Source organism: Luteolibacter sp. SL250 (assembly GCF_026625605.1).
Classification (GTDB): Bacteria; Verrucomicrobiota; Verrucomicrobiia; order Verrucomicrobiales; family Akkermansiaceae; genus Luteolibacter.
This window is the reverse complement of sequence record NZ_CP113054.1, coordinates 643,340-656,920: the sequence shown is the minus strand read 5'-3', so window position 1 is coordinate 656,920 and position 13,581 is coordinate 643,340. Positions and strand designations below refer to the sequence as shown.

Genomic DNA, 13,581 nt, shown 5'->3' with positions numbered 1-13,581 from the left:
CCCTATCTTTCCTCCGCCCGGCGGCAATCAAATTTTCCCGGCCCGCAGGGAGATGCGGCGTGAAAATAATTGTCCGCATCCGGGCGTGAGGTGGTGTTCCCTTGTGAAACCATGCCGGATTCCGACGCCACGCTCCTGACCACCTTCGCCGCGACCCGGGACGAAAAGTCCTTCCGTACGCTGGCGGACCGGTATCTGGGGTTGATCTTCCACACGGCGCTGCGGCGCACAGGGAACCGCCCGCTGGCGGAGGAGGTGAGCCAGAACGTGCTGTGCGCGATGGCCAGAAAGGCGGGCAACCTGGCCCGGCACCCGGAGCGGCTCGCCCCATGGCTGCACCGCGCGACCATCCTGGAATCCCTGAAGGCCATGCGCTCCGAATGCTCCTACCAACGGCGGAAACACCTGCCACCCCCGGAAGAAACGCCCTCCAGTCCGGGCTCCGGCTCCATCTGGACAGACGCCGTCCCGCTGCTGGACGGTGCGCTGGACAAGCTCCCGGAAGCGGACCGAACCGTGCTGATGCTCCATTTTTTCGGAAACCGGAGCTTTCCGCAGATCGCCGGCATCCTGGGGAAATCCGCGGACGCGGTGCAGAAGCAATCCCGCCGCGCGCTGGAAAAGCTGTCCCGGCTGCTGCGGGCGCGGGGTGTGGCGCTTTCCGCCTCCGTCATCGCGGCAGGTCTCTCCGCGGAGTTCGCCAAGGCGGCACCCGTTTCGCTGGCTGCCACCGCCGCAGCGGCCGCCTGGTCCACTCCCTCATCCACCGGTCCCATCACCGCACTACTATCCATGAAACCGAAAGTCCTCATCCCCGCCGCCGTGCTGGTCTGCGGCCTGCCGCTGGCGGTCCAGCAATCCGCCATCTCATCCGCCGCCGCGCGGAACCGGGAACTCACAGCCTCCGCCCCGGGCGGTCCCGCCGGAGGCGGGGCCCCTTCCCGGCAGCGGGTCGTCGCGACTGCCACGGGGGGCGCGGCGAATCTGGATTTCATCGCTCTGGGCGACCGCTGGGATGGGATCCGCCGGTCGCTCGGCAATCATGCGATGCCCGGCACACCGGATCTCCAGGCGGAGGCCTATGCGGCTGATCTCGAAAACCTCGATACCCCCACTCTTGTCGAACTCATCCGGAAAGGCGCGGCGGAAACCATGAACCGGGATACAAAATACGCCACGCTGCGCACGCTGGCATTCACCTTGGCAAAGCGGGATCCCCGATTGGCATTGGAGACCCTGCTGACCGCATTTCCGGCAGGAGTGAACCTGCCCCGCGCCCTGAACCGGACCGGTGCAGGGAATATTCTGGGCCACTGGGCGGCAGCGGACCCGCGGGCGGCATATGACTGGTTCCAGGCGGGCAATCTCCGCGAACGTTATGGTCCGGAGCTGGGTGTTTCCAGCCCCCGCCGGGACAGCCTCGGCGAGCTGACCATCCCGCTGCTCGATTCCCTGCTCCTGTCTGACCCCGGGCTGGCGCGAGAACTGGTGTTGTCACTGCCGGAGGCAGAACGTCCGACATTTTTCGGGAACCTCACGATGGGAACCCGCTCGAAGAACACGGGCATCACTTTCACCGGAGAAGGGAGGCCGCCTGCACCCGTCCGAAAAACTGCCAACCTGCTCGCCCTGTTCCGTGAATTCGCACCCTCCCAGGTGGCGAAGGAACTGCCGGTCATCTTCCAGCCAGGCAGCGTCGCCCCCCGTGACCTGGAGGAGTTCCTCGCAGGGGTGGATTTCACCGAAGCGGAAAAGATCATGGTGGCGCGGCATCTGGCGCGAATGGCCCGCAGCAGCGTCCGCCAGCCTGACGGAACCGTCGTCGAACGGATCAACGGGGGAATGATGGAAGTCGCCAAGCGGCTGGCACCGGATCTCGCCTCCCAGCTTGCGGCGGATGCCGGGGAGGAAAGCAGGAAGCGCGATGCCGGCATGGCCCAGGCACAGCTCCAGATCCTGAACGCGCCGGTGGAACTGGGCGATCCCGCCATTTCCATGATCCTGATGAACCATGATTTCAGCGGCCATCTCGATGAAGCGCTCAAGCACGCGGAGCGCATCAAGGATCCGGAGAAAAGGGCCCAGGTGATCGAAAAACTCCGCCGCACGAAATGAAACCCTACCACCTCATCCCGATACCGATCCTGGCGCTGGCCATCGGCTTGCTGCGTCAGCCGGAGCTTGAGCGGCTGCGGCAGGAGAACACGCGGCTCCAGCCAGCCGCGCCCGAAATCCGGTTCCGCTCGGAACGCCGCCCCGCTCCCCGGATGCCCCTTTCGGAGCCAAAGCGGGAAGAGATCGTCGGCCTCGTCCGGGATTTCCGGCGGATGGCGGATGATCCGGGCCGGGGTGGTCTGGAGCCACGCGCCCACTACTTGGCGATCATGGAGCTATCGAGGCGGTTCCAGAAGGAACTGGCAGGCCTGAACCGGGAGGAGGTGATGGCGCTCATCGAGACCGCCTCCGCCGGAATGGACCCGGCCTCCCGCAGTGAGGTGACCTACTTTTTCCTTTATGCCTTCGTCGAGGGGAATCCCAAGGAGGCCCTGCTGCTCGGATTGGAACTCGGAGAAATCCCCGCCCGCGCGGAATTTCTCATCTTGGCCTTCAACCGCAGCATCCCCGCGGACCCGGCATTCGCCATCCGCACATTCAACAAGATGGCGTCGGATGGCTTGTCCGGCCCCATCGACTCAGTTGTTCGCCCGGCGATCTATGCCGCCCGCGCCCGGCTGGAGCCTGTGGAATTGATCTCCCATCTGCTTTCTCCGGAAGGGGCCGAGGAGATGCTGAATCTGCATGGACTCCACACAGCGATCGGAGATCATCTGAGAAACCCAGGCGAGCACCGCGCTTTCCTCGCCGCCCTGCGGACGGAAGCCGCGAAGCAACCGGGGTCTCCGGTGGCCGCCGATCTCCGGAACCAATACATTGTCCGCCTCATCGGCAAGCTCCCAGCGTGGCCGCATGACGAAGCGGTCCGGTTGGTGGACGCCGAGTTCACCGCTGAGGAAAAATCGAAGCTGGTGTACGAGCTCCAGATGGAGGGCGACGAGCCGGGGCTATGGGCGGACTGGGTGGCGGGGCTGGAGCACTCCGGCCCCCGGGAGCATCCCGTCGGTGGCTTCATCCGGGTCTGGATGAAGCAGGACCGCGCCGCGGTTCGCGTCTGGCTGGACGGACAACCGGAAGGGACCATGCGGAACACGGCTGCGAAGAACTATGCCATGGAACTCGCCAACACAGATCCAGCCGAGGCCGCGGACGCCGCTATGATGCTCCCGGTCGGGAGGGACCGCAGCCATGCCTTGGCGGTGATCCGCAACGAATGGCGGAAAAAGGATCCGTCCGCGTGGTCCGCTTTCGCGGGCGACCGGAACCTGAAGCAGTGATCCGCCGCCCGGTCAGGCCAGCGCCTCCAGCAGCTTGCCGTGGATGCCGCCGAAGCCGCCGTTGCTGAGCACGGCGATGACATCCCCGGTGGCGGCACGCTCTGAGACGTAGGCGACGATGGCATCGACATCCGCCAGGTAGGCGCACTCGCCGCCGAGGCGGACGATGTCGGATGCCAGCTTTTCGGGATCAAGCCGGTCGTTTTCCGGGATCTTGTGGAGGTCCGGGATGGCGGCGACCACGGCGCAGTCCGCGGTGGCCAGCGCCTCGGCCAGTTCATTCTGGAAAACGGCCCTGCGGGTGGTGTTCGAACGCGGTTCGAAAAGCACCCACAGCCGGTCGCCGTTGAACTTCTGGCGCAGGCTCTGCACCGCCAGCTTGATGGCGGTGGGGTGGTGCGCGAAGTCATCGACCACCTTGATGCCGTTCACCTCGCCCTTCAGTTCCTGACGGCGGGCGACGCCCTCGAAATTCTCCAGTCCGGCGCGGATTTCCTCCGGGGAAAGCCCGGCGAAGGTGGCGGCGGCGGCGGCCATCGCGGCATTGCGGACGTTGAACTCCCCCGTCATGCGGACGGAATACGGCACGCCACCGAGGGTGAACGAGCTGCGCTCCGGCTCATAGCTGACGTTTTCGATGCGCAGATCGCAGTTCTCCCCGAGACCCACGCGGGTCACCGGGCATGGCGCGTTGGCGGAGACGTCCAGGCAGTTGGGGTCATCCCCGTTGACGAAGGCACGGCCACTGCGGGGGACGATGTTGAGCAGGCGGCGGAAGGTCAGCTTGATTTCGTCCAGCGAGTTGTAGATGTCCGCGTGGTCGAACTCGATGTTGTTCACCACCACGCAGTCCGGCAGGTAGTGGAGGAACTTCGAGCGCTTGTCGAAGAAGGCGGTGTCGTATTCGTCGCCCTCCAGGACGTTGAATTCGGAATCCGGAAAGTAGGCGCCGCAGCCGAGGTTCTTCGGCAGGCCGCCGATCATGAAGCCGGGGTTTTTCCCCGCATCACGGAGCACGGACGCCAGCATGGAGGAGGTGGTGGTTTTTCCGTGGGTGCCGGAGACGACGAGGTTCCTCTTTCCGCGGAGGAAGAACTCCTTCATGACCTCCGGCAGGGAATGGTAGAGCAGCTTGCGGTCGAGCGCGGCTTCCGCCTCCGGATTTCCACGGGAAATGGCGTTTCCGATGATGACCACATCCGCATCCGCCGGGATGTGCTCTTCCTTGTAGCCCTCCGCGATGGTGATGCCCTGATTCCGCAGGAAGTCGGACATGGGCGGATACACGGCGGCGTCGGAACCGGTGACGGTGAATCCGCGCTGTTTCATGGCGGCGGCGACGGCCCCCATGGCGGTGCCACAGATGCCAGTGAAGTGGAAGCGGGTCTTGTCTGCCATGAAGCGGGAAAATGCGTGAGTCGCGGGATGGTGGATGTCCCTGCCCGGACGTCAATCATCCGTTTCCCCGTCATTTTGGGAATGGACACCGGAGGCCATCAAAAAACAGGCTGATTGGCCATCTGGGCAGGTCGGGTGATCCCGGCAGCCATTTGTGAAAGAACCGCCGCTTCCGGAAAGTTACGGCTGACGCTGACGGAAGCCCCTACCCGATCCTCCATGTCCTCACTACGAAACCTACCCAAACCACTGAAATGGGGGCTGCTGGCCTCCACGATTCTCTCCCCCGGCCACGCAACTGCCGCGGAAACGAAATGGGAGCAGGCCGGCTGGGGGGGCGGCGGCTTTTTCTGGGCCGCGGAGTATCACCCGACGAAGAAGGGGACCATGTATCTCGGCGGCGATGTCGCGGGGATCTACCGGACCGACGATCACGGCAAGCAGTGGAAGATGATCAACAACGGCCTGGTTTCCTACGCGGTCTATTCGGTCGCCGTGGACCGGACGAATCCCGACACGGTCTATGCGGTCACCGAGGACGGGGTGAGCAAGAGCACCGACGCGGGCGGGAGCTGGAAGACGCTGCCCAACACCGGGAAAAAGGAACTCCGGATCACCGCGGAGCGCGACAAGAGCGTGCGCGCGCTGGCGGTCGATCCGACGAATGGGAAAAATCTCTACGCGGCCAGCCCCGGCGGGAAGGTCTACAAATCCGTGGACGGCGGGGAGACGTGGACCGTGTCCTGGTCAAAGGAAGCCGCAGGCGGCGGGGATACCCTGCGCGTTCAGTATGGGAAGGTGAACGCGGAATTCTTTGGTGACATCGCCATCCCGGTGACGGTCCCGGCGACGGCGAACACGTCGCAGCTTTCCGGGGTCGGCTTCACGGTGAAGGGCGATGGATCCACCGCGAAGGATTCCTATTTCACGGCGCGGACGAAGTCGGGCATCACCTACCGGAGCAAGAACCTGGCCCCGCACTACAAGAACACGGAGTGGCAGGACATCGTCATGGGTGCGGCGGATTTCATCGTCGAGCCGGGGTATGCGAAGAAGAACCCGGAAGCGGCGGCGAAAAACCCCACCCCGGACTGGGCGGCGATCGACCGGTTCGACCTGGCGATTTCCGGCAACCTGCCTGCGGAGCAGACGGTGCTGGAACTGAAGGAATTTTTCTTCACCAGCGGCCCGGCGGCCAAACCGGTGAAGGCGACCATCCGTGATTTCAAGACGGACAGGACGTTGCAGTTCTTCGGCAACATCAAGCTCGGCCCCGTGGCGGCCGGGACCGTGTATGCGGTGAATGTTTCATCGAAGAACCCGTCGCTGGTGCTGGCAGGCACCCAGAATGACGGGCTGCTGCTGAGCAGGGACGCGGGGAAGACCTGGAACCGGGTGGGCACCCCGCCGCAGGCCGGCAGCTCCGCCTTCGACCCGGTGAACCCGGACATCATCTACGGGGCCTTCCACAAGGACGGCATCCACAAGTCCACCGACGGCGGCAAGACCTGGATGCCATCCTCGGAGGGGATCGAAAAGGGCATGGAGATCATGGAGGTGGTCGTCAGCCCGACGAACCCGCTGGATGTCTATGCGATCGGCAGCATCAGTTGGAACGGCAGGTTCTATCGTTCCGAGGATGGAGGAAAGACTTGGAAATCCTCATCGAGGCTGAAGGTGGATCCCACGGCGAACCCGACGCTGGACAACGTCTCCAACGGCATGACGTCGCTCAGCGCGCCGACGAACATCGCGGTGAATCCGCGCGATGGAAAGGAGCTGTTCATCAGCGCGAACTGGCGCTGCCCGCACAGCACGGACGGCGGTGTGACCTGGACCGAGCGTGACGCGGGGGCGGACATTTCCGTCATCACGGATGTGCGTTTCTCGAAAGGCAGAACTTTCGTCTCGGTCATGGACGAGGGCACGCTGGCGAGCGACTCCGGCGGAAAGACCTGGCAGCAGCTCTGGCCGCTCTCCCACGTGCGCGGTTTCAGCGGCCACAACTGGCGCGTGGCGGTCAATGAAGTGGCAGGCAAGGAACGTGTGATCGCCACCGTTTCCCCATGGGACGATGGCAGCCAGAGCACGGTTCTCAGCGAGGACGGTGGCAAGACGTTCAAGATCATCAAGGACGGCCTTCCCGATAAGAGGCTGAAGAAAAACACGATGTGGGGCCGTGGCTATCCGCGTGCGCTGGCGGTGGATCCGAAGGATCCGAGCATCGTCTACATGGGCCTCGATGGTGATAAGGAGGAAGGCCACAACGGCGGCGGGATCTTCAAATCGACGGACGGCGGCGCTTCATGGAAGCAGATGCCCAACCAACCCGGCAGCCGCCGGATGTTCTACGGCCTGGCCGTGGACCCGACGGACTCCAAGCGGATCTTCTGGGGTGCCTGCGGCGCGGGCGGAGGCGTCTGGCGCAGCGAGGATGGGGGCAACACCTGGCAGAATGTTTTCGCCAATGAGAACTTCGTCTGGAACCTCCACGTTGCCACGGACGGGGCCATCTATGCCTCCGGAGCGCAACTGCACCGCAGCACCGACCACGGCAAGACCTGGAAGAAGCTGACGAACTTCCCGCAGGGCATGTCCACCGTCGGACTGGAGGTCGATCCGGGTGACCCGAAGACGATCTGGGTCTCCAACATCAACTGGGGAAACACGGCCATCGGTGGCATCCACAAGTCCACCGACCACGGCGCGACCTGGACCAACATCACCGGCGACATCCCCTTCGTGAAACCGATGGTGCTGCGCTTCAACCCCGCCACCCGCGAGCTGTGGGCTGCCGGCGTGGGACTTTATAAGACCAACCAATGAGGATGGTTCCGTAGCGTCATGGCTGCGCCATGACGGCTGTGGAAACACATCCCCTCCACTCGATTCCACATGGAAAGATCCCGTCCATTCTGAATTGGGAGCAAGGGAGCGCACTCTTCCGTAGCGTGATGGCTCACACGGACCATCGGCGGGACGCCGATGTCACGGCCTGCTGCGGGACGCAGCAGCCACGGTTGTCTTTTCCATTCCCGCAGACCGTCAGGGCCTCAGATACTTCCTGTTGAACTCGGCGGAGACATCCTTTCCGGCGGCGATCCAGGCGATTTCGTCATGGCGGATCCCGCCCGTCAGCCTCGCTCCCTTCGCCAAGCCTTTCTTCAACAGCTCGGCGAGCAACTTCGGATCACCGCCTTGGATGGTTCCCGCCGCCCATTGGAATTTTTCAGTCAGCCGTTTCCTGGCTTCGGGTTCCTGAACGCGCGAATAGGCACTCAGATACGCAAAGCTCGCATGAATTGAGGCATTCTTGTCCATCATGCCCGATATAAGAAGATCCCCGAGAATTTCCTGGAGGATCGGGTTGTCGAAATCCGCGAAGCGCATCATTCCAAGCACCGCTTGGATTGCCTCTTTTCTGATGGGTTCGGTCAGCTCCTTCCCTTCTCCAGCGGCTTCGTGCTTTTTCGCCACCCACCCGGCGAATCCCACCTTACCCAAATTCGGATCATGCATGTTGGCTTTCTCTTCCGGCCTCCCTTCGAGCATCCATTCGATGAGCCATTTCTGATACTTCTCACGTCCGAAATGAGCGTTCGGATTCACCTCCAGCGCCTTTTCGATCCGCCCCAGGGCGGCCGAAAGATCACCAGTGTAGATATAGAAGGTTCCGGTGTTCGACAGTGTTTCATAGAGACCCGGCTTGATCCCATCTTTCGTTTTCATGGTTTCGATCGCCCCTTGGTGATCACCCAGTTTGTGCTGGGCTACGGCGAGATCGTCATAGAGTTCCAGCCGTGATGGATCGGCGGCGATGCCCGCTTCACTTTCCTTTTTCCTCCATTCGTAAAACTCTCTGGAATGTCGTGGAAACTCTCCGAAGATCACTTTGTCCACTCCGGGAAACCGCGCCTTTTCCGAAGCAATGGTGTCGCCATCCCAAAGGCACGCCTCCGCAGCGGGTGATGCGACGACGGCCATCAGCAGAGGAAGAAATCTCATCCCGGTATCATGGATGGCACTGCCGGGATACGTCAAGATCCCCCCAATCGCTCACCGCGGGGCGATCAACCAGGTCTCACCGACCGCGACCGGCTGATCTCCCGGGTGGTGGAGCTGGATGGTGAACGCGCCATGGATTTCGCAACGGCAGTCGAGGATGACTTCATGGTGGGTGCCACGGAAGCGGACGGTGGTGATGACGCCGGTGAGGCCTTCACCGAACGCGACGAGGGCGAGTGATTCCGGCCTCAGCCAGAGGCCTTCCGTTTCCGGACCGGGGCCGATGTGGAGGCAGGTGGCCAACTGCCCGGGCGGCACGAAATTGCAGGCTCCGAAAAAGGATGCGACATAGGCGTTCGCGGGGCGGCCATAGATTTCCGCAGGCGTGCCGATCTGCTGGATGGTCCCCTGGTTGAGCACGACGATGCGGTCGGCGACAGTGAGCGCGTCCGCGGTATCATGGGTGACGAAGACGGCACTGCTGCCGTGGCGTTTCAGCACGCGGCGGGTTTCCTCACGGAGTTCCTCGCGCAGGCCCGCGTCCAGGCTGGCGAACGGTTCGTCCAGCAGCAGGAGTTCCGGCTTCGGCGCGAGGGCACGGGCAAGGGCGACGCGCTGGCGTTCCCCGCCGGAAAGCTGGTGCGGATAGCGGCCACCGAAGCCGGGCAGGCCGACGAGTTCCAGCAGGGAGCGGACGGTTTCCGCGCGCTCCGTGCGGGGCAGCCTGCGGATGCCATAGGAGATGTTCCTCTCCACCGTGAGATGAGGAAACAGCGCATGATGCTGGAACACCATGCCGATGCCGCGCTTCTCCGGCTGGATGCCACGGCCCGGCGCGGAGATGACGCGGTCCGTCAGGGTGATGGTTCCTTCGTCCGGGGATTCCAGCCCGGCGATGAGGCGGAGGAGCGTGGTCTTCCCGCTGCCACTCTCACCGACCAGCGAGAGGATCTCTCCCGGAGCCGAAGCGACGGTCGCACCATGAACGGCGGGCCGGACGCCGCCGCGGTAGGTTTTCGAAAGGTTGTGGATTTCCAGGAGATTCATTTCGAGGCGGGGCGCATCAGGCGGACGAGTGGGATGAGGCCGAGCAGACCGAGCGCGACCATCAGCAGGCCGGGCAGCGCCGCTTCCGGGATGCGGCTCTCATCGGTGAGACGGAAGGTGAGCGTGGCGAGGGTCTCGAAGTTGAACGGGCGCAGCACCAGCGTCATGGTCAGTTCTTTGAAGACATCGATGAAAGCCAGCGTCGCCCCCGCAACCAGCGCGGGGCGGATGAGCGGCAGGTCCACCACCCGCAGCGTGCGCAGCGGGCCGGTGCCGAGCATGCGACCCGCCTCATGCAGGCTGGCGGGCAGACGCTCGAACGCGGCGGCGGCGGGCTGGATGCCCACGGCCAGGAAGCGGATGAAATAGGCGAGGAACAGGCCGAAGGTGGAGGCGCTCAACGCGAGCCACGCCCAGCCGGGAAAGTCGAAGGCGAGGACGGAAACGAGCACACCGGTGCCCACCGCCACCATCGCGCTGGGATAGGCGTAACCGAGGATGCCGGTCTGACGGGCGAGCAACAGCCACCGGCCCCCGTAGGCACGGCAACCGCCGACGAGGATGATGGTCCCGACCACTACCAACACGGCGGCCCCAGAGGCGAGCATGAAGGAATTTCCCGCAGCGCGGAGATTGTCCGGCCAGTTCATGACCTCCCACGAAGCGAGGGTCCAACGCAGCAGCCGCCAGCCGGGGATGACGAAACCGAGGACCAGCGGCAGGCCGCAGGCCAGCCACGCCAGCGCCGTTCCGGTGATGCCGGCGTCCGCGCGCGTCAACGGCATGTCCGGTGAATCGGACGAAAATTTCTTCCCTCCACGCTGCCAGCGCTCCGCGGCGAGCAGCACGACCACCACCGCCATGAGTACCACGGCGAGCCGCATGGCGGAAACGAGCTGGCCTTCATTCCACGCCCGGAACACGCCGGGGGTGAGGGGCGAAAGGCCGAAATGGGAAACGACGCCGTAATCATTCACCGCCTCCATCGCCACCAGCGCGGCACCTGCGGCGACGGCGGGACGGGCCATCGGCAGGGCGATGGTGAGGAACCTGCGGAAGGCCCCCGCGCCCAGCAGGCGCGCCGCCTCCAGCGGACCGGCTGCCTGCCGCACGAAGACCGCCCGGCAGCTCAGATAGACATAGGGGAACAGGGTGGCCGCGAGGACCACCGTGGCGAAGATCCACGGCATGATCTCCTGCGACTTCAGGAACGCGTCCACCCCGAAGTTTCTCCGGATCCAGATGTAGAAGGGAATGAGTCCGCGGAAGGCATCGACATAGGCCACGGCGGCGATGAAGCCGGGCATGGCGATGGGCAGCAGCATGGCCACCTCGAAAAACCTGCGGCCCGGGAAGCGGCAGGTGGAAACGAACCACGCGGCGGGCACTCCGAAAACGATGGAGAGCGAGGTGACCCCGGCGACCAGGATCAGCGTCTGGCGCAGGTAGGCGGGCAGACGTTCCTGGGAGATGCGGGTCCATTCCTCCCCGCCGGGCATGCCGGCGCGCCAAAGGACCACCAGCACGGGCACGAGCACCACCAGCGCGGGAAGCCAGACCCCGGCGACCACGAAACGTCTCCCGGCCGCATGACGCGGCGGGAGGGGTTTCGTGGGATCATCGGCAGGCATCCGCCCCATCCGAATCACTTCCAGCCCGCCTGGTCAAAGATCCTCGTCGCTTCCGGCTGGCTTTCCGACATTTTCGGGAGCGTTTCGGTGTCGATCTTGAACTTGCCCCAGCTTTCGTGGGTCGGGCTGAGGGTGACGTCACCGTTGACCGGATGCTCGTAGGTGCTGTTGGCGATCATCTTCTGGATCTCCGGGCTGACGAGGAACTCCATATAGGCCTTTGCCTGGGCGACGTTCTTGGCGTGCTTCGTCACACCGGCGGCACTGACATTGCAGTGGGCTCCGCGGCCATCCTGGTTCGGGAAGATCACGGTGACGGCTTCACCGGCCTTGCGGTCCGCCTCGTCCTTCGAGTTCAGGAGCAGGCCGAGGTAGTAGGTGTTCGAAATGCAGACGTCCGCCAGGCCGGAGGCCACGGCCTTGATCTGGTCACGGTCGCCGCCCTGCGGCGGGCGGGCGAAGTTCGAAACCACGCCTTTCGCCCACTTCGCGGCCTCATCCTTGCCGTTCGCGGTCACGATGGAGGCGAGCAAGGACTGGTTGTAGCTGCTGGTGGAGGAACGCGCCAGCAGGCGGCCGCGCCATTCCGGCTTCGCGAGGTCCTCGTAGGTCTTGATCTCACCTGCCTTCACGCGGTCCTTCGCGGCGAGGATGACGCGAGCACGGAGGGTGTAGGGATACCAGTAGCCTTCCGGATCGCGCAGTTCCTTCGGGGCGGCATTTTTCAGCACTTCCGAATCCAGCGGCTGGAGCAGGCCCTCCGCCTTGGCGCGCTGGAGACGTCCGGCGTCCACGGTGACGAGAAGGTCCGCCGGGCTGTTCGCGCCCTCGGTTTTCAACCGCTCGATGAGCTGGTCCGCATCCGCGTTCACGACGTTGACCTTGATGCCGGTCTTCTCGGTGAAGAGGCGGTTGATCGCCTGGTCCCCGGTGTAGTGGCGGTGGGAGTAGACGTTGAGTTCATCGGCACGGGCACCGAGGAAGGATGACGCAGCGGCGACGGCGGCCAGAACGAGGAGGGGCTTGCGGGATGGTTTCATCATCCGGAATCGAGCCGCGAAACGTCTTCCGGGCAAATCAAAACCTCGACGGTGGATTGCTTTTGCCAAACGGCTGGTGTTTCCCCCCCGTATCCGAAGCCAGCGCACAAATACCACGCGGGCAGGAAATTTTCAGAACTTGGGCGCGGCGACCGTCGAACGCTCACGCTCGTCGATACGCCGGGAAAGGATGCGATCGGCGATTTCCGTGACCATTTCCTGAAGCAGCAGCCAGAGGTGGGAACCCTGGCGGTAGTCGGCCGGGGCGATGTGTTTCACCCGGCCCGCATGGGTGGAAAGCTGGAAGCACTTCCGGAAGGAACGTCCGGTGGGGTCTTCCGGATTGTAGACGGCGATGCCCTGGCCGCCGTTGCGGGCCATGACGGTGAAGCACGGCACGTCCGTGGGTCCGTCGCCGACATAGACCATGTTCTCGAAGGGGATGGGCCGCTGGTCGGCGGGCATGTGGTCGTTCACATCCTCATCGTAACGGAGCATGCCCTTGTTGATGCGGAAGAGGAACTGGGTCTTCGAGGTGTGGGAGATGACGCGCTTGGGGAAACTGATGCGGCCTTCCGCATCCTCGCCGAACTCGCAGCCGAACATGGCTCGGACATGGTCCTTCAGGCGGGAGCCGTCCAGCAGCGCCTTGAGTCCGGAGGAAATGATGTAGTGCTCCACCTTGATGCCTGCCATCTCGTGCTCCGGACGCAGCGCGGCCTTTGGCAGTTCCTCGAAAAGCTCCGGCAGGCCGGGGAAAAACCGCAGGCCGCCGCCCAGCTCGCTGAGGCGCCCGTTGGTCACGTTATCCATGCCCAGGTAGTCGAGCAGGCACTTCATGTAGGCCAGCTCCCCGTCCCATTTCTGATCGCTCACCAAGGCGTTGCACTTCTTCCAGAACTGCTCCGGGTTGATGCCGAACTGCGGGAACAAGACATCATCCTGCATGTAGCGGGGACTGAGCGTCTGGTCATAGTCATATACCAGAGCGATGATGTTCTGCGGTGCGGCCATGGACAGAGCGAACCAGCACCAAGCCCGCCCGCCAAGAGCGGAATGGAGCGCCGG

At 63.9% G+C, this 13,581-nt stretch carries 9 protein-coding genes; 3 read left to right on the top strand and 6 right to left on the bottom strand.

Annotation, left to right across the window (positions count from 1 at the left end):
• The first annotated feature begins 111 nt into the window (after positions 1 to 111).
• Both OVA24_RS02940 and OVA24_RS02935 read left to right on the top strand, forming a co-directional pair.
• A complete protein-coding gene (locus OVA24_RS02940; protein ID WP_267673355.1) occupies positions 112 to 2,115 on the top strand; it encodes an RNA polymerase sigma factor in 2,004 nt (667 codons plus the stop codon).
• Positions 2,112 to 3,392, top strand: coding sequence for a hypothetical protein (locus OVA24_RS02935; RefSeq protein WP_267673353.1), 1,281 nt, complete (start codon positions 2,112 to 2,114; stop codon positions 3,390 to 3,392). Before OVA24_RS02940 ends, OVA24_RS02935 begins: the two co-directional genes overlap by 4 nt.
• A 12-nt stretch (positions 3,393 to 3,404) precedes the next feature.
• On the opposite strand, the gene mpl is transcribed toward OVA24_RS02935, so the two are convergent.
• Positions 3,405 to 4,790 (bottom strand): UDP-N-acetylmuramate:L-alanyl-gamma-D-glutamyl-meso-diaminopimelate ligase, encoded by a 1,386-nt coding sequence (gene mpl / locus OVA24_RS02930; RefSeq protein ID WP_267673351.1) that lies wholly within the window; start codon positions 4,788 to 4,790, stop codon positions 3,405 to 3,407.
• A 219-nt stretch (positions 4,791 to 5,009) separates the two neighbouring features.
• Here mpl and OVA24_RS02925 point away from each other — a divergent pair, with 219 nt between their 5' ends.
• Positions 5,010 to 7,616: a VPS10 domain-containing protein gene (locus tag OVA24_RS02925; protein ID WP_267673349.1), complete on the top strand. Its 2,607-nt coding sequence runs from the start codon at positions 5,010 to 5,012 to the stop codon at positions 7,614 to 7,616.
• 219 nt (positions 7,617 to 7,835) lie between these two features.
• On the opposite strand, the gene OVA24_RS02920 is transcribed toward OVA24_RS02925, so the two are convergent.
• From OVA24_RS02920 to OVA24_RS02900, 5 genes are all read right to left on the bottom strand, one after another.
• Positions 7,836 to 8,795 carry a hypothetical protein gene (locus tag OVA24_RS02920; protein WP_267673347.1) on the bottom strand — a complete coding sequence of 320 codons (960 nt, stop codon included), beginning with the start codon at positions 8,793 to 8,795 and terminating at the stop codon, positions 7,836 to 7,838.
• Positions 8,796 to 8,846: 51 nt separating this feature from the next.
• Positions 8,847 to 9,842: an ABC transporter ATP-binding protein gene (locus OVA24_RS02915; RefSeq protein ID WP_267673345.1), complete on the bottom strand. Its 996-nt coding sequence runs from the start codon at positions 9,840 to 9,842 to the stop codon at positions 8,847 to 8,849.
• Positions 9,839 to 11,473 carry an ABC transporter permease gene (locus OVA24_RS02910; RefSeq protein ID WP_267673343.1) on the bottom strand — a complete coding sequence of 545 codons (1,635 nt, stop codon included), beginning with the start codon at positions 11,471 to 11,473 and terminating at the stop codon, positions 9,839 to 9,841. Before OVA24_RS02910 ends, OVA24_RS02915 begins: the two co-directional genes overlap by 4 nt.
• Positions 11,474 to 11,487: 14 nt before the next feature.
• Positions 11,488 to 12,516, bottom strand: coding sequence for a Fe(3+) ABC transporter substrate-binding protein (locus tag OVA24_RS02905; RefSeq protein ID WP_267673342.1), 1,029 nt, complete (start codon positions 12,514 to 12,516; stop codon positions 11,488 to 11,490).
• Positions 12,517 to 12,645: 129 nt separating this feature from the next.
• Positions 12,646 to 13,527 (bottom strand): haloacid dehalogenase-like hydrolase, encoded by an 882-nt coding sequence (locus OVA24_RS02900; protein WP_267673340.1) that lies wholly within the window; start codon positions 13,525 to 13,527, stop codon positions 12,646 to 12,648.
• Between the last annotated feature and the right edge of the window lie 54 nt (positions 13,528 to 13,581).